General features: G+C 63.9%; 21 protein-coding genes, 1 tRNA gene, 1 pseudogene and 1 riboswitch. Of the genes and pseudogenes, 17 read left to right on the top strand and 6 right to left on the bottom strand.

The annotated features are described in order from the left end of the window. The first annotated feature begins 333 nt into the window (after positions 1 to 333). From proS to ACSQ3E_RS00865, 5 genes and pseudogenes are all read left to right on the top strand, one after another. Positions 334 to 1662 (top strand): proline--tRNA ligase, encoded by a 1329-nt coding sequence (proS, locus tag ACSQ3E_RS00885; protein WP_436121954.1) that lies wholly within the window; start codon positions 334 to 336, stop codon positions 1660 to 1662. Continuing rightward, positions 1659 to 2945: a lipoprotein-releasing ABC transporter permease subunit gene (locus ACSQ3E_RS00880; RefSeq protein ID WP_436121243.1), complete on the top strand. Its 1287-nt coding sequence runs from the start codon at positions 1659 to 1661 to the stop codon at positions 2943 to 2945. The genes proS and ACSQ3E_RS00880 overlap by 4 nt, the downstream gene beginning before the upstream one ends. Then, positions 2945 to 3628 carry an ABC transporter ATP-binding protein gene (locus tag ACSQ3E_RS00875; RefSeq protein WP_436121953.1) on the top strand — a complete coding sequence of 228 codons (684 nt, stop codon included), beginning with the start codon at positions 2945 to 2947 and terminating at the stop codon, positions 3626 to 3628. The genes ACSQ3E_RS00880 and ACSQ3E_RS00875 overlap by 1 nt, the downstream gene beginning before the upstream one ends. 251 nt (positions 3629 to 3879) lie before the next feature. Beyond that, positions 3880 to 4029, top strand: a complete 150-nt coding sequence (locus ACSQ3E_RS00870) for a hypothetical protein (RefSeq protein WP_436121242.1) — start codon at positions 3880 to 3882, stop codon at positions 4027 to 4029. Next, positions 4026 to 5312, top strand: a pseudogene (locus ACSQ3E_RS00865) (lipoprotein-releasing ABC transporter permease subunit). Before ACSQ3E_RS00870 ends, ACSQ3E_RS00865 begins: the two are co-directional and overlap by 4 nt. A 521-nt stretch (positions 5313 to 5833) precedes the next feature. On the opposite strand, the gene lipB reads toward ACSQ3E_RS00865, so the two are convergent. Beyond that, positions 5834 to 6574, bottom strand: a complete 741-nt coding sequence (gene lipB, locus ACSQ3E_RS00860; RefSeq protein WP_436121241.1) for a lipoyl(octanoyl) transferase LipB — start codon at positions 6572 to 6574, stop codon at positions 5834 to 5836. A gap of 209 nt (positions 6575 to 6783) precedes the next feature. Here lipB and ACSQ3E_RS00855 point away from each other — a divergent pair. Continuing rightward, positions 6784 to 6868, top strand: a tRNA-Leu gene (locus tag ACSQ3E_RS00855). Positions 6869 to 7091: 223 nt separating this feature from the next. On the opposite strand, the gene ACSQ3E_RS00850 is transcribed toward ACSQ3E_RS00855, so the two are convergent. Continuing rightward, positions 7092 to 7592: a hypothetical protein gene (locus ACSQ3E_RS00850; RefSeq protein ID WP_436121240.1), complete on the bottom strand. Its 501-nt coding sequence runs from the start codon at positions 7590 to 7592 to the stop codon at positions 7092 to 7094. A 192-nt stretch (positions 7593 to 7784) separates the two neighbouring features. Next, positions 7785 to 10094 (bottom strand): heavy metal translocating P-type ATPase, encoded by a 2310-nt coding sequence (locus ACSQ3E_RS00845; protein ID WP_436121239.1) that lies wholly within the window; start codon positions 10092 to 10094, stop codon positions 7785 to 7787. Positions 10095 to 10166: 72 nt separating this feature from the next. On the opposite strand from ACSQ3E_RS00845, the gene ACSQ3E_RS00840 reads away from it, so the two are divergent. The 4 genes from ACSQ3E_RS00840 (at position 10167) to ACSQ3E_RS00825 (ending at position 13576) form a co-directional block, all read left to right on the top strand. After that, a complete protein-coding gene (locus ACSQ3E_RS00840) occupies positions 10167 to 10589 on the top strand; it encodes a MerR family transcriptional regulator (RefSeq protein ID WP_154383897.1) in 423 nt (140 codons plus the stop codon). Positions 10590 to 10715: 126 nt separating this feature from the next. Beyond that, positions 10716 to 12146, top strand: coding sequence for a magnesium transporter (gene mgtE / locus ACSQ3E_RS00835; RefSeq protein WP_436121238.1), 1431 nt, complete (start codon positions 10716 to 10718; stop codon positions 12144 to 12146). A gap of 160 nt (positions 12147 to 12306) precedes the next feature. Beyond that, the gene (locus tag ACSQ3E_RS00830) at positions 12307 to 12693 is read left to right on the top strand and encodes a MerR family transcriptional regulator (RefSeq protein WP_055969316.1); all 387 of its coding nucleotides are present in this window, start codon (positions 12307 to 12309) and stop codon (positions 12691 to 12693) included. An 88-nt stretch (positions 12694 to 12781) separates the two neighbouring features. After that, the gene (locus tag ACSQ3E_RS00825; protein ID WP_436121237.1) at positions 12782 to 13576 is read left to right on the top strand and encodes a CPBP family intramembrane glutamic endopeptidase; all 795 of its coding nucleotides are present in this window, start codon (positions 12782 to 12784) and stop codon (positions 13574 to 13576) included. Here the strand turns inward: ACSQ3E_RS00825 and ACSQ3E_RS00820 are convergent. Beyond that, positions 13573 to 14049, bottom strand: coding sequence for a methyltransferase family protein (locus ACSQ3E_RS00820; RefSeq protein WP_436121236.1), 477 nt, complete (start codon positions 14047 to 14049; stop codon positions 13573 to 13575). The genes ACSQ3E_RS00825 and ACSQ3E_RS00820 overlap by 4 nt on opposite strands. Beyond that, positions 14046 to 15044, bottom strand: a complete 999-nt coding sequence (locus ACSQ3E_RS00815; protein WP_436121235.1) for a DUF1624 domain-containing protein — start codon at positions 15042 to 15044, stop codon at positions 14046 to 14048. Before ACSQ3E_RS00815 ends, ACSQ3E_RS00820 begins: the two co-directional genes overlap by 4 nt. Before the next feature lie 121 nt (positions 15045 to 15165). Between ACSQ3E_RS00815 and ACSQ3E_RS00810 the strand changes: the two genes are divergently transcribed. The 5 genes from ACSQ3E_RS00810 to cobO all read left to right on the top strand — a co-directional run bounded on the left by ACSQ3E_RS00810 (position 15166) and on the right by cobO (position 18255). Then, positions 15166 to 15855: a gamma-glutamylcyclotransferase gene (locus ACSQ3E_RS00810; RefSeq protein ID WP_436121234.1), complete on the top strand. Its 690-nt coding sequence runs from the start codon at positions 15166 to 15168 to the stop codon at positions 15853 to 15855. A 67-nt stretch (positions 15856 to 15922) separates the two neighbouring features. Further along, positions 15923 to 16119: riboswitch (cobalamin riboswitch) on the top strand. 35 nt (positions 16120 to 16154) lie between these two features. Continuing rightward, positions 16155 to 16331 (top strand): CbtB domain-containing protein, encoded by a 177-nt coding sequence (locus ACSQ3E_RS00805; protein ID WP_067960811.1) that lies wholly within the window; start codon positions 16155 to 16157, stop codon positions 16329 to 16331. Positions 16332 to 16347: 16 nt separating this feature from the next. Further along, positions 16348 to 17136, top strand: coding sequence for a CbtA family protein (locus tag ACSQ3E_RS00800; RefSeq protein ID WP_436121233.1), 789 nt, complete (start codon positions 16348 to 16350; stop codon positions 17134 to 17136). Beyond that, positions 17129 to 17638, top strand: a complete 510-nt coding sequence (gene cobU / locus ACSQ3E_RS00795) for a bifunctional adenosylcobinamide kinase/adenosylcobinamide-phosphate guanylyltransferase (protein ID WP_436121232.1) — start codon at positions 17129 to 17131, stop codon at positions 17636 to 17638. Before ACSQ3E_RS00800 ends, cobU begins: the two co-directional genes overlap by 8 nt. Next, positions 17638 to 18255 (top strand): cob(I)yrinic acid a,c-diamide adenosyltransferase, encoded by a 618-nt coding sequence (gene cobO / locus ACSQ3E_RS00790; RefSeq protein WP_436121952.1) that lies wholly within the window; start codon positions 17638 to 17640, stop codon positions 18253 to 18255. The genes cobU and cobO overlap by 1 nt, the downstream gene beginning before the upstream one ends. Before the next feature lie 10 nt (positions 18256 to 18265). Here cobO and cbiB read toward each other — a convergent pair whose 3' ends face one another. After that, positions 18266 to 19231 (bottom strand): adenosylcobinamide-phosphate synthase CbiB, encoded by a 966-nt coding sequence (cbiB, locus tag ACSQ3E_RS00785; RefSeq protein ID WP_436121231.1) that lies wholly within the window; start codon positions 19229 to 19231, stop codon positions 18266 to 18268. Here cbiB and cobD point away from each other — a divergent pair. Then, positions 19230 to 20288 (top strand): threonine-phosphate decarboxylase CobD, encoded by a 1059-nt coding sequence (gene cobD, locus ACSQ3E_RS00780; RefSeq protein ID WP_436121230.1) that lies wholly within the window; start codon positions 19230 to 19232, stop codon positions 20286 to 20288. The two genes, cbiB and cobD, sit on opposite strands and share 2 nt — an antisense overlap. Then, the gene (locus tag ACSQ3E_RS00775) at positions 20285 to 20788 is read left to right on the top strand and encodes a tyrosine phosphatase family protein (RefSeq protein ID WP_436121229.1); all 504 of its coding nucleotides are present in this window, start codon (positions 20285 to 20287) and stop codon (positions 20786 to 20788) included. The genes cobD and ACSQ3E_RS00775 overlap by 4 nt, the downstream gene beginning before the upstream one ends. The last annotated feature ends 49 nt before the right edge of the window (positions 20789 to 20837 follow it).

The following is a 20837-nucleotide window of genomic DNA, read 5'->3' as shown; positions in this document are numbered from 1 at the left end:
CCGGCGGCAGCGAGTTATCGCGCCTAGATCGCATCCTCCCAAGACTTTGACCGCGTAGGAGAGCGGATTTTTTCTCCGCCCTCTCGGTTATCGGGGCACATTAGACCAAGCCGAAATGAAATGTCACGCGGAATTTTGCTTCCAGGCGGGCAATCCTGTGCTGCATTGCACAATTGATTGGCATATGCCTTCAATCAACCACAAAGCGCAATGTGACGCTGCGTCGAAACGGCATGCGCGGGTTTTCATTCCGCCTTGAAATGGCTATGAAGCCCGTTCAAGCAAGCCTCCTGTCATGCCGATTCCGGCATCACCGTTTTCATGGAACATTCGATGCGTCTGTCGCGCTATTTCCTGCCTATCCTGAAAGAGAATCCCCGCGAGGCGGACATCATTTCCCACCGGCTGATGCTGCGTGCGGGCATGATCAGGCAGCAGGCGGCCGGCAGCTTCTCGTGGCTGCCGCTGGGCAAGCGCGTGCTCGACAAGATCTGCCGCATCGTGCGCGAGGAGCAGGACCGGGCAGGGGCGCTCGAAATCCTGATGCCGACCATCCAGTCGGCCGACCTGTGGCGCGAAAGCGGCCGCTATGACGACTACGGCAAGGAGATGCTGCGCATCAAGGACCGGCACGAGCGCGACATGCTGTTCGGCCCGACCAATGAAGAGATGGTAACGGAAATCTTCCGCTCCTACGTCAAGTCCTACAAGGACCTGCCGCTCAACCTCTACCACATCCAGTGGAAGTTTCGCGACGAGGTGCGCCCGCGCTTCGGTGTGATGCGTTCGCGCGAATTCCTGATGAAGGACGCCTACTCCTTCGACCTCGACTTCGAGGGCGCCAAGGCCGCCTACAACAGGATGTTCGTCTCGTATCTGCGCACCTTCACGCGGATGGGCCTGCAGGCGATCCCGATGCGCGCTGACACAGGCCCGATCGGCGGCGACCTGAGCCACGAATTCATCATCCTGGCCGAAACCGGCGAAAGCCAGGTGTTCTGCCACCGCGACTATCTCGCTCTGCCGGTGCCAGGCGCTCAGACCGACTTCGCCAATGACGGCGAGATGGACGGCATCGTCAAGCAGTGGACGGCGCCTTATGCGGCGACCGAGGAGATGCATGACGAGGCGGCCTGGGCCGCCGTCCCCGAGGCCGACAAGGTTTCGGCGCGCGGCATCGAGGTCGGCCACATCTTCCACTTCGGCGAGAAGTACTCCAAGCCGATGGGCGCCAAGGTCATGGGCCCCGACGGCAAGGAACATTTCGTCTCGATGGGCTCCTACGGCATCGGCCCGAGCCGCCTGATCGCCGCGATCATCGAGGCAAGCCACGACGAGAACGGCATCATCTGGCCTGAGGCCGTGGCGCCGTTCGACATCGGCCTGATCAACATGAAGGTCGGCGACGCTGAGTGCGACCGCGTCTGCGACGAGCTCTACAAGGCGTTCGAGGCGGCCGGCAAGGATGTGCTCTACGACGATACCGACCAGCGCGCGGGCGGCAAGTTCGCCACCGCCGACCTGATCGGCCTGCCCTGGCAGGTGATCGTCGGCCCGCGTGGCGCTGCTGCCGGCGAAGTCGAGATCAAGAACCGCAAGTCCGGCGAGCGCCTGACGCTGCCGGTAGCAGAAGCCCTGGCCAAGCTGGGCGCCAACGCATGAACCAGGCGGTGACGGCGAAGCCGGCGGGGGCTGGGCCTTTCTCGGTGTTCGAGCGCATGGTGGCCTGGCGCTACCTGCGTTCGAAGCGCAAGGAGACGGTGATTTCCGTCATCGCTTCGATCTCTTTCCTCGGCATCATGCTGGGCGTTGCCACGCTGATCGTGGTGATGGCTGTCATGAACGGCTTTCGCGCCGAGCTTCTGACCCGCATCCTCGGCGTCAACGGCCATCTGGTGGTGACCGCGACCGACACGCCGCTTGAGGATTATGCCGCCGTCGCAGACCGCATCAACGGTGTGGCCGGCGTCAGATACGCAATCCCCCTTGTCGAGGGTCAGGTGCTGGCCCAGGGCAATGTCGGCGCCGGTTCCGGCGCGCTGGTGCGCGGCATCAGGGGCGACGACCTCGGCAAGGTGACTTTGGTTGCCAACAACATCAGGCAGGGTTCGATCGTCGGTTTCGACCAGGGCGAAGGTGTGGTGATCGGCAAGCGTATGGCCGAGAACATGGGGCTGGTGCTGGGCGATTCCATCCGGCTGATTTCGCCCGACGGCGACGTGACGCCGATGGGCACTACGCCGCGCGCAAAAGCCTATCCGATCACGGGCATCTTCGAAGTCGGCATGTCGGAATATGACAGCTCGATCGTGTTCATGCCGCTCAACGAGGCGCAGCTTTACTTCAACTCCGAAGGCAAGGTCGGCTCGATCGAGATCTATGTCGACAATCCGGACAATGTCGACGCGCTGAAGCCCAAGGTGGAGGAGGCGGCGCAGCGGCCGATCTTCCTGACCGACTGGCGCGAGCGCAACCAGACTTTCTTCTCGGCCTTGCAGGTCGAGCGCAACGTCATGTTCATGATCCTGACGCTGATCGTGCTGGTGGCGGCGCTCAACATCATCTCCGGCCTGATCATGCTGGTGAAGGACAAAGGCCACGACATCGCCATCCTGCGCACGATGGGGGCGACGCGCGGTGCCATCATGCGCATCTTCCTGATGACGGGGGCCGCCATCGGCATGACGGGCACGCTCGCCGGCGTTTTGCTCGGCGTCGTCATCTGCCTCAATGTCGAGCGCATCCGGCAGTTCTTCTCCTGGCTGTCGGGCACGGTGCTGTTCAACCCCGAGCTCTATTTCCTGTCCCAGCTGCCGGCCAAGATGGATGTCAGCGAAACCGTCTCGGTGGTGCTGATGGCACTGGTGTTGTCGTTTTTGGCGACGTTGTTTCCGGCATGGCGGGCGGCCGCGCTCGATCCGGTCGAAGCCCTGAGGTATGAATGATGGGCATCGAGCATGTCATCGAGCTCAAGGGCGTCGAGCGCCACTATGAGCAGGGTTCGCGCAAGCTGACGATCCTCAACAATGCCAGCTTCTCGCTGAAGCCCGGCGAGATGGTGGCGCTGGTGGCACCGTCAGGTGCTGGCAAGTCGACGCTGCTACACACGGCGGGGCTGCTCGAACGTCCCGATGCCGGCGACGTCTTCCTGAACGGACGCGCCTGCGGGCGGCTGTCGGATGACGAACGCACTGCTATCCGCCGCAACGACGTCGGTTTCGTCTATCAGTTCCATCACCTGCTGCCCGAATTCTCGGCACTTGAGAATGTGATGATGCCACAGTTGGTGAAGGGCCTGAGCCCCAAGCAGGCAAGCGAGCGGGCAGCTCAGCTGCTCGACTACATGAAGATCGGCAAGCGCGCCCAGCATCGTCCGTCCGAACTCTCCGGCGGCGAACAGCAGCGCGTGGCGATTGCACGCGCCGTGGCCAATGCGCCGCTGGTTTTGCTGGCCGACGAGCCGACCGGCAATCTCGATCCGGTGACGGCAAGCTATGTCTTCGACGCGCTATCGGCGCTGGTGCGGCAATCGGGCCTGGCAGCGCTGATCGCCACCCACAACCACGAGCTGGCTGGGCGTATGGACCGCCGCGTCACGCTCTCCGAAGGCAAGATCGTCCCGTTGTAGGGCTGCCTTTCTGTCATCAACGATGTCTTGGAGGCGGGCTTTTGTCCGCTTCACATCTCCGGCCTTCAATAGCAGGTCGCGGTTCCGCCTCTCATAAGGCAGGCGAACACGCGTTGTGGGTTCCAGGCATGACCGGGCACTCTGCGCTTGCCTCGCGTACGTTTCCATTCCGCCATGAAATGGCTATGAAGCCTTTGCACTGAAGCTGTGCGCCGATTCCGGCGCGTCGTTCCTCAATTGCGGACCAGCCCATGCGTTTGTCGTGCTGTTTCCTGCCCCGGCAGGTCATCGTCGGATTGCGCGGTGTTGCCGCCGGCGAGGTCGAGATCAACCGCCAGAGCGTCGAGCGCGAAACGGTGCCGTTGGCCAGCACCCTTCAGCGCCCGGGTGTTGCCGCATGAGCCAGACGGTGACAGCCAAGCCGGCAGGCGCCGGGCCTTTTTCGGCTTTCGAGCGTATGGTGGCGTGGCGCTATCTGCGCTCGCGCCGCAACGAAACGATGGTGTCGGTGATCGCCTCGATCTCCTTCCTCGGCATCATGCTGGGCGTTGCCACGCTGATCGTCGTGATGGCGGTGTTGAACGGTTTCCGGGCGGAGCTGCTGTCGCGAATCCTTGGCATCAACGGCCATCTCATCGTCACGCCGGTCGATCTGCCGCTGGAGGACTATGCCGAGCTTGCCAAGCGGATCAATGGCGTTCCTGGCGTCAAATACGCCATTCCACTGGTCGAAGGCCAGGTGCTTGCACGCGGCAATGTCGGCGCCGGTTCCGGCGCGCTGGTGCGCGGCATCCGCGGAGAGGATCTCGGCAAGCTCACGCTCGTTGCCAACAACATCAAGCAGGGTTCGATCGCCGGTTTCGATACGGCCGGCGGCGTCGCAATCGGCAGCCGCATGGCCAAGAATCACGGCCTGGCGCTGGGTGACATCATCACGGTGATCGCGCCTGATGGCGATGTCAGCCAACTTGGCACGACGCCACGCCTGAGCGGATATCCGGTGACAGCGATCTTCGAGGTTGGCATGTCGGAATACGACAGTTCGATCGTCTACTTGCCGTTGTCTGAAGCGCAGACGTACTTCAATTCGGAAGGCAAGGCGTAGAGCCTCGAGGTCTTTCTCGACAACCCCGACGATGTCGACGCGATCGAGCCCAAGGTGGAGGAGGCAGCACAGCGGCCGGTCTTCCTGACCGACTGGCGCCAGCGCAACCAGACCTTCTTCTCGGCGCTGCAGGTCCAGCGCAACGTCATGTTCATGATCCTGACGCTGATCGTGCTGGTGGCGGCGCTGAACATCATTTCCGGCCTGATCATGCTGGTGAAGGACAAGGGCCACGACATCGCCATCCTGCGCACGATGGGCGCAACGCGCGGTGCGGTGATGCGCATCTTCCTGATGACGGGGGCTGCCATCGGCATGACAGGCACGCTTGCCGGCGTACTGCTCGGCGTCGTCATCTGCCTCAATGTCGAGCGCATCAGGCAGTTCTTCTCCTGGCTGTCGGGTACCGTGCTGTTCAACCCCGAGCTCTATTTCCTGTCCCAGCTGCCGGCCAAGATGGATGTCAGCGAGACCGTCTCGGTGGTGCTGATGGCGCTGGTGTTGTCGTTTTTGGCGACACTGTTTCCGGCATGGCGGGCGGCTGCGCTCGATCCGGTCGAAGCCCTGAGGTACGAATGATGGGCATCGAGCATGTCATCGAGTTCAAGGGCGTCGAGCGCCACTATGAGCAGGGTTCGCGCAAGCCATTCCCGATGCTGATGGTGCCGCCGCCTGTTCGTTAACGGGCGAAGGCCTGCGTTCGCCTGCATAAACCCTTCATTTACTGTCGAATCGCTTGCGGCAACTGGTTAGCTCCGGAAGCAATGGCTCGCGTTGACATTTGAACAAAAATAGAACAAATTACGAACATAGAGAAAACAGGAGCAAGCAGATGACCGAGCTGGTACAGGATGTCATTTCGATGGTTTGCATGAGCACCTTCCTCGTCACCATGGCTGTGTGGATCGGCGCACTCTGATTGGGGCGTCTGTTGGGCACCGCTCGCTGGTTCCCAACCATGAAACATGTGGCACCGGGTTAACCCGATGCCGACACCGTGCGGGCTGCAATCGCCGCGACGGAAAAGATCAGGCAAGCGCCGTCTGGCGCGAATGATGGAACAAAGGCGCGGACCTCAGGGACCGCGCGGGTAGGCGACATCAGGCCGTCTTCCGAACAGGGGCCGCGGCGGTTTCGGCCGGCCCGAATATCTCTTCGAAGGAAGTTTTCAGCGCGACATCGAGATCATCAATCGTCACCGGCAGGCCGAGGTCGACAAGGCTGGTGACGCCGTGGTCGGTGACGCCGCACGGCACGATGCCGGAGAAATGGCCGAGATCCGGTTCGACGTTGATGGCAATGCCGTGGAAGCTGACCCAGCGGCGAAGGCGGATGCCGATGGCGGCGATCTTGTCTTCCGCCGGCGAGCCGTCGGGCAGGGCCGGTCGGTCGGGGCGAACCACCCAGACGCCGACGCGGTCCTCGCGGCGTTCGCCCTTCACGTTGAAGGCGGCAAGCGCCGAGATGATCCAGGCTTCGAGTGCCGCGACGAAGGCGCGGACGTCCTCGCGCCGACGCTTGAGGTCGAGCATGACATAGGCCACGCGCTGGCCGGGGCCGTGATAGGTGTATTCGCCGCCCCGCCCGGTCTTGAAGACGGGAAACCGGTTGGGTTCGACAAGATCCTGTTCCTGGGCGCTGGTGCCGGCGGTGTAGATTGGCGGGTGCTCGACGAGCCAGACCATCTCGCCTGATGTGCCGTGGCGAATCGCGTCGGCGCGCTCCTCCATGAAGGCAAGCGCCTGATCATAGGGCGTCAGACCGGGTTCGATTCGCCATTCGACCGGTGCTGAACCGGGAAGGGCGAGAAACGACGTGGCGATCAGGCTGCGTTCGGTCATTCTTGGGGTCCGTTCGTCGACCTGATATGGCGGCTTGGGGATAAAACGTCCAGTGGTCAGGTCCGGAAAGCCGGCTATTGGTGCCCGCAGCAGGCGACTTCCCCTGGGGCATGCAAGAATGATGGACGAATATCGCACAGGGCGCTTGTTTCCCCGGAAACGATTTGCTACATGCCGCGAGCCGGTTCGGACCGGCCCTTCGTGACAGTGCGGTCGTGGCGGAATTGGTAGACGCGCAGCGTTGAGGTCGCTGTGGGGCAACCCGTGGAAGTTCGAGTCTTCTCGACCGCACCAGTCACTTTTCAGATGACTACCATCATCTGAGTGAACTGTTTCATCCAGTATGCAACAGCTTGAGCCTCACCGGGGTCAGCCGGCTTTTTCCATGATTTTACAGAAGATTGTGCGGCTTTGCTGTAGTCGATTGTCGCGCGCAACGCACCCAACCACCGGGCGTCGTATCAAGCGCACAACCGATGCCGCAGCTGCCCTGCAATAATCGACTGCCAGGCGTGACCTAGTTCCGGGTGAGTTCGATTTTCGCGGTCATGACCTGTTCTCCGGTCTGGGGATGCGGTTCGATCGTGACGATCTGCATATGCCCCGTACCCACGCTTGCCAGACGCATGCTTGCCACGCGCGAACCGGTGCCTTTGTCCGGCCATATGATCTGGAGATTGAGCGTGGCGCCGGTGCGCGTACCGACAAGGCGGGCCGCACCACGCCTCGAACCGACATATGAGCCGGTGTAGCGAGTCCCGCTGGCACGCAGATCTACCCCTATGCGACGCGAGAACACGACCTTTGCGCGACAGGCGCCAGCAAGGTTGAGGGCTGCGCCATTCGCACGGGAATCGAGGCTGCAGGAGACGGCAAGCGGCACAGCGCCTGGGTTCAGCCGCACCTGTCCCGAGCCATGCCAATTGCCGGAAAGGGTGTCGAGAAAGTCTGTCTCGTCCGCAATGGCTGCGGAGAAGGTAAAAACTGTCAGAAGCAGAGCCGTGATTGCCGGGGTCATCTTGGTGCCGATCTTTGCGAAAGGCCTGCTCCAACGATAGGAGCGGACGACTGCTGGTTCTCGGCAAACCTATGGGGTGGCGGCAAGCTTGTCAAAACTGCCGTGAGATAGCCGCCCAAAAAAAATGATGTTGATTGCGCGGTTGCCCGGAGCCGTCGCTTGGCTCCGGGCAGGTCCTGGGAGGGCGTCTTCTCAGCGGCCGCGCCACGCGAGAAGACGCATGGCGTTGGCGGTGACGAGCACCGTTGCGCCGGTGTCGGCGAGGATCGCGGGCCACAGGCCAGTGATGCCCATGATCGTCGTCACCAGGAACACCGCCTTAAGGCCGAGCGCGATGGTGATGTTCTGGGTGATGTTGCCCATCACCGTTCTGGACAGCGCGATCATGTCGGGAATGTCGCTGACGCGGCCATGCAGGATCGCGGCATCGGCGGTTTCGAGCGCGACATCGGTGCCGCCGCCCATGGCGATGCCGAAGTCGGCCGCGGCCAGGGCAGGGGCGTCGTTGATGCCGTCGCCAACCTTGGCGACAATCTGGCCCTGCTTCTGCAGTTCGCGGACGATGCGCTGCTTGTCGTCGGGCATCAGGCCGGCACGGACGTTGATGCCCAGCCCCTTGCCGATGGCACGGGCCGTGGCTTCGTTGTCGCCGGTCAGCATGACTGTGGCGATGCCATCGTCCTTGAGTCGGGCGAGGGCGGAAATTGAATCGGTGCGCGGCTCGTCGCGCATGGCGAGGATGCCGGCGACCTTGCCGTCGACCAGAAGCACCGAAACCGTCTTGCCGTCGGCATTGAAGGCGGCAATCCGCGCCTTTTGTTCGGCTGATAGCCCGGCCATCTCATCGGCAGCATTGGGGGAGGCGAGGAAAACCTCCTCGCCGCCGACCTTGGCTGTCACGCCCTTGCCGGCAATGGCCTTGGAGGCAGTGGCCGGTGGTATTGGCACGCCATCGGCCTTGGCGCGCCCGAGGATGGCCAGCGCCAGCGGATGGCTGGAGCCTGTTTCCAACGCGGCGGCGCGCGACAGGACATTGGCCTCGGAGAGGCCGATGCCGATGATGTCGGTGACTTTCGGCTTGCCTTCGGTCAGCGTGCCGGTCTTATCGAGCGCGACCGTCGTGACGCGGCGCATGCCCTCAAGCACGGCGCCGCCCTTGAGCAGCAGGCCGCGGCGGGCGCCGGCGGACAGGCCGGCGGCGATGGCGGCGGGTGTCGAGATGACCAGCGCGCAGGGGCAGCCGATCAGCAGGATGGCGAGGCCCTTGTAGATCCACTCCGACCAGTCGCCGCCGGCAACCAAAGGCGGCAGGATGGCGACCAGTGCGCCGACGACCAGGACAGCGGGCGTGTAATAGCGCGAAAAACTGTCGATGAAGCGCTCGGTCGGCGCCTTGCTCTCCTGTGCCTCCTCGACCAGCTTGATGACGCGGGCAATGGTGTTGTCGGCGGCAGCCGCGGTGACACGGACCCTCAGCACCGCGTCGGTGTTGATCGTGCCGGCGAAGACGTCGTCGCCCGCGCTCTTCGACTTGGGCACGCTCTCGCCTGTGACAGGGGCTTCGTCGAGCGTGCTCGATCCTTCGACGATTGTGCCGTCGGCGGCAACGCGGTCGCCCGGCCGGACCAGCATGATCGCGCCGACCTGAAGTGTGTCGGCGGCAACTTCACGCGTCGTGCCGCCTTCCTCGACCAGGGCGGTCTTGGGGACGAGGTCAGCAAGGCCACGAATGCTGGCGCGGGCGCGGCGGGCGGCGACGCCTTCGAGCAATTCGCCGATGAGGAACAGCAAGACGACCATCGTTGCTTCTTCGGTCGCGCCGATGAACACCGCGCCGACGGCGGCGATGGTCATCAAGGTCTCGATGGAGAACGGCGTGCCGGTGACCGCACCGGCATAAGCGCGGCGGGCGACAGGCACCAGACCGACGGCAAGTGCTGCCAGGAAGGCCCAGTGCCCGATCTGCGGCAAGAATTGGCCGATAGCGTAGGCGGCGACAAGAGCTGCACCGCAGGCGATGGTGAGCTTGGCCTTGCGGGATTTCCACCACGGGCCGTCGTCGAGATCGAAATGATCATGGCCGGTGCCGGCGACGTTCGCCGCCTCTGCGCCATGGTCGTGTCCGGAATGGTCGCCATGATTATGGCCGGAATGGTTGTGACCTGCATGGTCATGGCCGGCGTGGTCGCCATGGCTGTGGTTATGGCCGGCGTGATCGTGACTGCAGTTCGGGCCGTGCTCGTGGACATGAGCCGTCGGTGCCGCGGTCCTGGCTGCGCCCACTTCGGCAACCGAGTAGCCAAGTGCCTTCACCTGCTTCGAGATGGCGGCGGAAGGCGCGGGGCCCTGATGGGTGACGATCATGGTGCCGGCCGACACCGAAATGCCGACCTCGGTGATGCCGGGCAGGCGGCTGACCGCGTTTTCGATCTTGGTTGCGCAAGAGGCGCAATCCATGCCGCCGACGCGGAAGCGTGTCTTGCCGTGGCTGGCGTCGTTCATTTCAGGTCCTTTCAATCCTATATGAAACGATGCTAGAATCTCTAGCCACTAGAGGATCAAGAGGATTTTTCGATGAATCTGCCGATAGGCGAATTGGCGCGGCGAACCGGTGTGAAAGTGCCGACGATCCGCTTCTACGAACAGATAGGGCTGATCGCCGCGCCGCCGCGCACCGAGGGCAATCAACGTCGCTATGGCAAGACCGAGATCGACCGGCTGAACTTCATCCGTCACGCCCGTGAACTCGGCTTCGAGGTCGATCACATCCGCGAACTGCTTGCCATGTCGCAGGAGCCGCAGGCCTCCTGCCACCAGGCCGACAGCATCGCCCAGTCGCATCTGCTCGAGGTCGACCGTCGCATCGAGAAGCTCAAGCGGCTGCGCGGCGAGCTTGCCCGCATGATCGACGAGTGCGGCCACGGCCGTATCTGCGACTGCCGCATCATCGAGGTTCTGGCCGATCACGGCCACTGCGCCGCCGATCATGTGGCCTGATTGAGACAGGCGCGCGCCGCCTGTTGGAAGTGCTGCGTTCGGGCCGTATTTCATTTGATATTCCGGCCCTTTGCGGGCTAGGGATAACCCACCTCGAATCCCGAAATCCGCAAGCGGGAAGCGCCGATGGAAGCCCGACACGACCATAGCCACGGCGCCGACGCCGCTGACGCTGTCCGCGCCGAAATCTATGGCGATGACGGGGTGATTCTCGCGCCGTTCCTGGCCCATATCGGGGCCGCGATCGCCGACCGCGATACGCTGACGCTGAAGCGCGACGTCTCCGTCCTGCACCAGTCCGAACTTGGTGACCTGCTGGAGGCGCTGCTGCCGGAACAGCGGCTGGCGCTTGTCGAGCTGATGGGCTCGGACTTCGACTTCTCGGCGCTGACCGAGGTCGACGAGGCGATCCGCCTCGACATCGTCGACAACCTGCCCAACGAGCAGATCGCCCAGGCCGTCCAGGAACTCGATTCCGACGACGCGGTCTACATTCTCGAGGATCTCGACACCGAGGACCAGGACGAGATCCTGGCGCAGCTGCCGTTCACCGAACGCATCCGTCTGCGCCGTTCGCTCGACTATCCCGAGGAATCGGCCGGCCGGCGCATGCAGACCGAGTTCGTCGCCGTGCCACCGTTCTGGAGCATCGGCCAGACGATCGACTATCTGCGCGACGACAAGGACCTGCCGGACCGCTTCAGCCAGGTCTTCGTCATCGACCCGACCTTCAAGCTGCTCGGCGCCGTCGACCTCGACCAGATCCTGCGCACCAAGCGCGCGGTCAAGATCGAAGAGGTGATGCACGAGACGCGCCATGCCATTCCGGCGACGATGGACCAGGAAGAGGCGGCGCGCGAATTCGAGCAATACGATCTGCTTTCCGCTGCCGTCGTCGACGAGAACGAGCGTCTGGTCGGCGTGCTGACCATCGACGATGTCGTCGACGTCATCCAGCAGGAGGCCGAGGAAGATCTGCTGCGCATGGGCGGTGTCGGCGACGAAGAGCTGTCCGATACGGTGGCGGCGACGTCGCGTTCGCGCGTGCCTTGGCTGCTGGTCAATCTCGGCACCGCCTTCATCTCGGCATCTGTCATCAGCCAGTTCGGCGCGACGATCGAGGAAATGGTGGCACTGGCGGCACTGATGCCGATCGTCGCCTCGCTCGGCGGCAATGCCGGCACGCAGACGATGACGGTGACGGTGCGCGCACTCGCGACCCGCGACCTCGACATCTACAATGCCGGCCGCGTTATTCGCCGCGAGGTGATGGTAGGCCTGCTCAACGGCGCGATCATCGCGACCATCCTCGGCCTCGTTGCCGGCCTGTGGTTCCACAATCCCGACCTCGGCTTCGTCATTGCAGCGGCGATGATCCTCAATATGCTGGCGGCGGCACTCGGCGGCATCCTGATCCCGCTGCTGCTCGACAAGTTCGGCGCCGATCCGGCGATCTCGTCATCGATCTTCACGACGATGATCACCGACGTCATCGGCTTCCTGGCATTCCTCAGTCTCGCCACCTGGTGGCTGCATCTCGGCGGCGCTCCGGGATAGTTGTGCTCGATTGACTTTTACGTAAATCGCGTGCCAGACTCCGCAAGGGATCGGTGACGGTCCCTTGGCTGCGCGGATCCAGTCGCGCGGCATGGTCGCCTCGGCTAGTGCCCGGCATGAATTTGAGGCGGGGCGATGGCGTCCGCCGGGTGGAGAGACGATGCGGGAATATTACTCGATTACCGAACTGACCCGAGAATTCGACATTTCGACGCGCACGCTGCGCTTCTACGAGGACGAGGGGCTGGTCCAGCCCGTCCGCCGTGGCCGCACCCGGCTGTTCCGGCCGTCCGACCGGCATCTCATTCGCCAGATCATGCGCGGCAAGCGGCTCGGCTTCTCGATCAACGAGATCCGCGAGATCATCCAGATGTATCGCGAGCCGCCCGGCGAAGTCGGTCAACTCAAGCTGATGATCAAGCGCATCGAGGAGAAGCGCGAGGACCTGCGCCAGAAGCGCCGCGACCTCGAAGAGACGCTGGCCGAACTCGACCAGGCCGAGGAATCCTGCGTCGAGCGGCTGGTCGAGCTCGGCGTCAACACCTGACGCTCGATCGGGGCAAGTGCTACGGGCGGTCGCCCGGACTCGCCAACGGCAGTGTGGTATGGTCGGCTACCCCTCGGGAGTGGCTCCAATGTCGATGCTCGTCAGGATGGTTCGCGACTGGCCGGTCGTGAGCTTCACGGTGCTGGCATTCGCGATCACCTGGATAGCCTTCATTCCGTTCTATCAGGCCGGCGGCGAAGCTATCGCCTGGTTCACCTTCGGCCCGTTTGTCGCTGCCATCGTCATCTCGGCTGTCCTAGGCGGCTGGCTGAAGGTCCGTGCCCTGCTTGCGTCGGTAGTGCAGTGGCGCGTGCCGCCGGTGTGGTACCTGGTGGCAATCGGCATGCCGGTGGCGATGCAACTGCTGGCGATCTTGCTCAACCGGATGTTCGGCTCGATGCCGCCGAACTGGTCGAACGTTCCAGCGATTACCGAAATCGCCGTCATGGTCGCGCTGCTTCTGGTTTTCAGCGGTCCGCTCGGCGAGGAGCCGGGATGGCGGGGCTTTGCGCTGCCCTTGCTTCTCGGCGAACGGGGAGCGCTGAACGCCAGCCTGGTGCTCGGGGTGATCTGGACGGCCTGGCACCTGCCGCTGGTGCTGCTGAATGACTACAGCATTTCCAGCGCGCTCAACGTCATGGCAGCGGCGGTGGTGTTCACATGGCTGTACCAGAACTCGGCCGGAAGCGTGCTGCCGGCGATCCTGATGCATGCATCGCATCAGAACAGCGTCCGATTTCTCGGCCGCGTGTTTGAAGGCGGCGATGCGGCCCAGCATCAATGGATCGGCTTGATCTTATGGCTGGTGTTTGCGCTGGCGATCATTGCTGTCTACGGGACGAGCAGTTTCCGCCGAAGCGAAGCGACCACCGTCACCGGTTAGATCCAGCGCCGGACCTTCTTCGCGTAGTCGATGTATTTCTTGCCGAAACGGGCCTGCAGGTGCTTTTCCTCTGGCATGATGGCGAGCTTTTGCGTGGCAAAGGCGGCAATGAGCGCCAGCGCCAGGAACCAGACATTGGCGGTGATCAGCCCGATGGCGATCATCAGCAGCGTGTTGGCGAAATAGATCGGGTTGCGGGTGAAGGAGAAGGCGCCCGACGTGACCAGATGCTCGGACGGCCTGTCGGGGCGGATGGTGGTCTTGGCCCGCTTCAGTGTCTGCATGGCTGAATAATAGATCGCAACAACGCTGGCGACTGCCAGCCAGCCGGCGGCAAAAAGCAGGTCCGACAGCGGTTCGGTGATCCACGGCAAGGGGTAGAGCAGCCCGAGCACCGCCGCCACCACGATCGCTGCGAGATAGAGGATCGGCGGCCATGGCACCCGGCTGGGGGCGGCGTTGGGGTTGGTCACTGCACTCCTCCTGGTATCATCTGGCTGTCGGTGTTGGCCGTGCACATCGCTGCTGTCTGCGCGACGTGCGCCCTGAGCTCGGGGCTCTGGTCGGAGGCATAGAGCCGATCGAACGAATCATCCTTCTGCAACTCGTCGAGCATGCAGACACAGTAGCGCGAGCAGAAATCGGTGTCGCGGCTCTGCTCGCAGGAAACCTGGCAGGATTTCAGGAAAGTGACCTCGCGGGTTTCGACCGGGGCCGGAAAGACCTGGGCGAAGAGCCAGACCAGCGAGATCATCACCGGCTGGTGGATGAGGTAGAAGGCAAGGCTGTGGCGACCGAAGAAGGAGAGGGGCCGCGACCAGGCGCCGGGCTGCAGCCGCGACATTTTTCCGATCAGTCCTGCCCTGAGCGCCAGCCCGGCGACACCGATGCCAGCCAGCACCGCGCCGAAGAAGGGGAACAGCGGGACGAAATCGTTGGAGCGCGGGTTGGCGGTGGAAAGGCCGATCCAGACCAAAGCAGGGTGATTGAACGCTTCGGAGCGCAGGTACTGGGGGGCGATGACGACAAGGGCGGCGGCGACCAGCGTCAACACCGGCGGAACGCGCAGGAAGGCGAGGCCAAGCACGCTTGCGAGCGCGATATGATGCAGGATGCCGAAGAAGATGAAGGTGTCGGGCGTGGCGAACCAGGTGGCGACGGTGATCACCAGTGCCGCCGCCGCCACCATGGCGAGCCGCCTGAAATAGCCGGGCCAGCGGATGCCCTTGGCATGTGCCAGCACCAGGCTGACACCGACGAGGAACAGGAAGCTCGAGGCGATGCAGCGGGCGAACAGCTTCCAGTTGCCATAGGCGGTCATGCCAGGGTCGGCATAACCGAAGAATTCGAGGTCCCAGGCGAAGTGGTAGATCGCCATGGCGATCAGGGCTACGCCGCGGGCGATGTCGATGACCGATACGCGCCGAGAAGGTGCTTTGATCTGGTCGGGGTTCGGTTGCATCGTCATGTTGTTCGCTTCTGCGTTTTCGGGTGTTGCAGCGCCCATGCAGCACTATCATGGTTGAAGCGGGGCGGAAGAGAGCAGAACTGTCTGTCGTGCACAGGGTTAAGCAATTGATGGGGCGGGCATGAGCGGACGAAAGATGGCGCTGACCGAAGAGCTGGTGGCGCGTTGCCATCGCGAGGTTGCCGACACAGGCCCTGACCCCGATGCGATGCATCTCGACGACGCCGACTATGAGGTGATGATCGACGAGACGCTTGCCGCGCATCCCGGCAATGGACCCCTTTGGCTGTTTGCCTATGGCTCGCTGATCTGGAAGCCCGAGGTGGAACATACCGACGAAAGGGTGGCGCTGGCGCGCGGCTGGCACCGTTCGTTCTGCATCAACATGACCCGCTGGCGCGCCACAAAGGCTGAGCCCGGACTGATGATGGGCATGGATCGCGGCGGCCAGTGCAAGGGCGTGGCGCTCAGGCTGACGGACGGCGACCGCCGCGAGCAGCTGGACAAGCTGTTTCGCCGCGAGATGACGCTGAAGCCGTCGACCTACAAGCCGCGCTGGCTGAACCTTACCACTGACGAAGGCCCGTTGACCGCGCTCGCCTTCGTCATCAACCGCAAAGGCCACGCCTATGCCGGCGCGCTGGGTGAGGACGCGGTGGCGGAGCGGCTGGCGACGACATGCGGCCATTGGGGTTCGGCTGCGGACTACCTCTATAATGTGGTCAGCAATCTCGAGCAGCGGGCGATCCACGACCGGCATCTGTGGCGGCTTCAGCATCTGGTGGCCGAGCGAATCGTGGCTCGCGGATGATCGCCGGAACGCCGCTTTCGAGCGCGGCGGCGTCGGAATTTGGTTTGCCGCCCAAGCCATTTGTTTCTATAGTTGCGGCGTCGTCGGTTCCGTTACGGAATCAAGAGGGAATGCGGTAAGGGCCATTTGAAGGTCCGAAGCCGTGGCTGCCCCCGCAACTGTATGCGGTTAGCTCTCCCCAAATGCCACTGAAGCTTGCTTCGGGAAGGCGGGGAAGGGTGCCGATCCGCAAGCCAGGAGACCTGCCGGCGACAGGCACTTATCTCTGTGCCCTCGGGTGGAGGGCGAAAGGACTTATGATGAACACTGTTTCTGCTCTCGGCACCGACGTCTCTTCGCAGTCGCGTAGCATGCAGCTGGCGCTTGCCGCGCTGCTCGGCCTTTTCGTTGTTGGCTTCCTCGGGTTCTCGCATATGGACGTGGTGCACAATGCTGCCCACGACTATCGCCACTCGATGGCTTTCCCCTGCCACTAACCAAGGCGATCCAACAATGTCCATCTTCAGAAACGTCGTGTTCATCGCGGCGATCAGCGGGCTATTGGCCGGCGTGGTCCTTGCCGCACTCCAGACCTATGCAACCGTCCCGCTGATCCTCAAGGCGGAGACCTATGAGAACGCCGGCGGCGGCCATGAGCATGCCGCGGCACCAGTTGCCGGCACTGAGGCGACCGCCCCTGCGGCCGGAACCGAAGCCGCTGCACCGGCGGCACAGGCTGCGGCTCCCGCCGAAGAAGAAGCCGAAGCCTGGGCTCCGGCCGACGGCGCCGAGCGTTTTGCCTATTCGGCTCTCGCCAACATCGTCAGCGGCATTGCTTTCGGCCTGATCCTGGTCGCCGTTTCCGAGTTTGCCGGTGGCATCGCCAACTGGCGCCAGGGTGTGTTCTGGGGTTTCGCCGGCTTTGCCGTGTTCACCCTGGCTCCCGGTCTTGGCCTGCCGCCGGAACTGCCGGCGATGCCGGCCGCCGATCTTGGCGCACGCCAGATCTGGTGGACGCTGACTGTCGTCGCAACCGCGGCTGGCCTCGCGCTGATCGCCTTCAAGCAGTCGCTGCCGCTGGCGATCCTCGGCGTCGCGCTGATCGTTGCGCCGCATATCGTTGGTGCGCCGCAGCCGGAAAGCCATGAATCGCCGATCCCGGCAGACCTGCACCACAGCTTCGTCGTCGCCGTCACCATCACCAACCTGGTGTTCTGGGTCGTGCTGGGCGCGGTGGCGGGCTACGTGCGCAATCGCTTCATGAGCGAGCCGGCACCGTCGCTGAACGGCCGCCTTGCCTGAGAAGCTGACCTTCCTGCTCGGCGGTGCGCGCTCCGGCAAGAGCGCGCAAGCCGAGCGGCTCATCACCCAATCTCCTGCGCCGTGGACGTACATCGCCACGGCGCAGGCTTATGACGACGAGATGCGCGAGCGCATTTCGATCCATCGCGGCCGCCGAGGCGAGGGCTGGCGGACGCTCGACGCGCCGCTGGATCTGGTGGGCGCACTTGCCAGCCTGCCTGATGGCGGGCCTGTTTTGGTCGACTGCCTGACGCTTTGGCTTACCAATCATATGCTGGCCGATCATGACGTCGAGGCCGAATGTGCGGCGCTCGTCGGGGCGCTGTCGCGGCCGCGTGGGCCTTGGTTCGTGGTCTCCAACGAGGTCGGGCTCGGCATCGTGCCCGACAATGCGCTGGCCCGCCGTTTTCGCGACGATGCGGGCAGGCTCAATCAGAAGGTCGCGGCCGTGGCCGACGAGGTGCTGTTTCTTGTCGCCGGCCTGCCGATGAAGGTGAAATGATGAAGACGATCGACGAGCAGGAAGCCGAACGCCACAAGGCCAAGATGGCCAAGCGCAAGGCGGTTCAGGATGCCGAGGTCGCCGGCAAGACCATCGTCGAGAAGGGGCTTTTGATCGTCAACACTGGGCCCGGCAAGGGCAAGTCGACGGCTGCCTTTGGGCTGGCGCTGCGCATGCTTGGTTATGGCCAGCGCGTCGGCGTCGTGCAGTTCATCAAGGGCGCCTGGCATTCCGGCGAGCAGGACGCATTCGCCGCCTTCGGCGACCGCGTCGTCTGGCACACGATGGGTGAGGGTTTCACCTGGGAGACGCAGGACATCAAGCGCGACATCGCCGCCGCCGAAGCCGCCTGGGCAAAGGCGCAGGAGTTGCTGGCCGACCCCAGCATTTCGCTCGTCTTGCTCGACGAGCTCAACATTGCGCTGCGCTATGACTATCTCGATCTGGAGGCGGTCGTGGCGACGCTGAGGAATCGCCGCGAAGGCTTGCATGTCGTGGTCACCGGCCGCAACGCCAAGCCGGCGCTGGTTGAGGCCGCCGACCTCGTCACCGAGATGGGCGCGACCAAGCACCATTTCTCGGCCGGCGTGAAGGCGCAGAAGGGAATCGAGTTCTAGCGCCGCTGTGTCAGAGCCAGATGGCGAAGCCGATCAGGCCGATGGCGCCGACCAGGATGGCGTCGGCGGTCCAGTAGAGGCGAAGTGCCGAACGGATATCCCCGGCATTGGCGTCACGGCGGCCGCCCGCGCCCATGAAGGCGTCCTCGACCATCACGCCGCCGTAGGCGCGCGGGCCGGCAAGGGCGAGGCCGAGCGCGCCGGCCATTGCGGCCTCGGGCCAGCCGGCATTGGGTGAACGATGTTTTTGGGCATCGCGCCAGACGGCATCCCAGGCGGCCTTGGGATCGGCGCCAGGTACGAAGTAGGCGGCGAGCACGATGGCGAGCGCGGTCAGGCGTGAGGCCGGCAGGTTGATGAGGTCGTCGAAACGGGCTGCGGCCCAGCCGAAGGCTTCGTGGCGGCTGGTGCGGTGGCCGATCATCGAATCGGCAGTGTTGGCGGCTTTGTAGGCGGCACCGCCGGCGAAACCACCGATGGCGAGCCAGAAGGCGGGTGCGGTGATGCCGTCGGAGAAGTTTTCGGCCAGGCTCTCGATGGCGGCACGGCTAACGCCTGCTTCGTCGAGACGCTCGGGGTCGCGGCCGACGATCTGCGACACGGCCTTGCGGCCAGCAACGATGCCGCCGCTGTCGAGCGCGTCGGCGACCGCCTTCACATGGCTGCCGAGGCTGCGTTGGGCGACGAGGCTGGACGCGGCGATGGCGGTCAAGAGCATGCCGAGGGGCAGGAGGCCGAACAGGCGTTCTATGACGAAGGCGATCGTGGCGGGCACTGTGACGATGACGACCAATGCCGCCACGCCCCAGATGCGGCGCACGGCGTCGGTATCGGTGGCTCGGTTGAGGCTGGTGTCGAGAAAGGATATCAGCTTGCCGATCCAGATCACCGGATGACCAATCTTGCGGACAAGCCGGTCCGGGTAGCCCAGACCGAGTTCAACCAGAAGCGACAGGAAGGCGAGCGGAAAAGACATGACGCTTCTTGCAGGACGTAGGACAGGGACCGTGGACCACGGCGGCAGCCTGGAACGGGCGAGGGCGCTGTTTCCGGGAGCGCCCGAGCCATTCGTCGACTTGTCGACCGGGATCAATCCGAACTCCTATCCGCTTTTCGAGCTGCCTGCCACAGCCTTGTCGCGCCTGCCCGAGCCGGGACGCGCGCGCGACCTCGCAGCGGTCGCTGCCAGCGCTTATGGCGCGCCCTCGGCCGCCCATATGGTGCCGGCGCCGGGCACGCAGATCCTTTTGCCGCGCATTGCCTCGCTGGTGCGGCCCGGCCGTGCCTTCGTGCTCGGGCCGACTTATCAGGAACACGCCCGCGCCGCTGCAATCGCCGGTCATCAGGTGGCCGAAACGCGCGATTTCGGGCAGCTTTTCGACGCCGACCTCGCCGTCGTGGTCAATCCGAACAACCCCGACGGCCGTGTCGTGCAGCGCAAGGACCTGCTTGAACTGGCCGCCAGCCTGCGCGCCCGCGGTGGGCTTCTGGTCGTCGACGAGGCGTTCATGGATGTCGGCCCGCAGGCGCAGAGCCTCGCCGGCGACGTCGAGATGGGTGGCCTGGTGGTGCTGCGCTCCTTCGGCAAGTTCTACGGGCTGGCCGGCATCCGTCTCGGCTTCGCGCTGGCACACCCGGATATTGCCGGTCGACTGGAGGAGGAGCTGGGGCCTTGGTCGGTGGCCGTGCCGTCGCTCGAATATGGCATCAAGGCACTGTCGGATGCTGACTGGCAGCGTGAGATGCGGACGACACTGGCGCATGCCGCGCATCGTCTCGACCAGGCCTTTGCCCGCGCCGGCGTGATCGTCACCGGTGGCACGTCGCTGTTCCGCCATGTCGACATTCCCGATGCCGCCGGGCTGTTCAAGGCACTGGGGCGCGAGGGTATCCTTGTGCGCAGTTTCGCCGATCGACCGACCCAGTTGCGCTGTGGCCTGCCGGGCCACGAGGTCGAGTGGCGGCGGCTTGACGTGGCCTTGGGTGACTGGGCGCAGGACCGGGAAACGGCGAAGAAGGAGGCTGCGCGGTGATCTTTGTCTGCCCGCTTTCGAAGGTCGACGAGACAGTCGCGCGCATCGGCGCGGAGCGGCTGGTCTCGCTGCTGTCGGCCGGAACGGAAATGACGCGGCCAGTGTCGATCCGCGTCGAGAATCACCTTTTGATGAACATGCACGATATATCGGCCGAGCAGGACGGCATGACGCTGCCCGGCGAGGTGCATGTGCGGCAATTGCTTGACTTTGCCCGCGCCTGGGACCGCTCGTGGCCGCTGGCGATCAATTGCTGGGCTGGTGTGAGCCGGTCGACGGCGTCGGCCTACATTATCGCTGCGGCATTCGATCCGTCGCGCGACGAGACGGAGCTTGCCCTGCAGTTGCGGAAACTTTCACCAACGGCGACGCCCAATCCACGGCTGATTGCGGTGGCGGACCAGATTCTGGGACGCAACGGGCGCATGGTGACGGCGATCGCCGCCATCGGCCGCGGTGCGGATTGCTTCGAGGGCGTGCCGTTCGGGCTGGAGGTTTAGATCGTCGATGACGGGCACTCCAAAACCTCATGGTGAGCCTGTCCAACCA

This window comes from Aminobacter sp. LjRoot7 (genome assembly GCF_964252895.1).
Lineage (GTDB): Bacteria > Pseudomonadota > Alphaproteobacteria > Rhizobiales > Rhizobiaceae > Aminobacter > Aminobacter aminovorans_B.
Note: the sequence above shows the minus strand (reverse complement) of the source record. Positions and strands in the feature narration are given on the sequence as shown.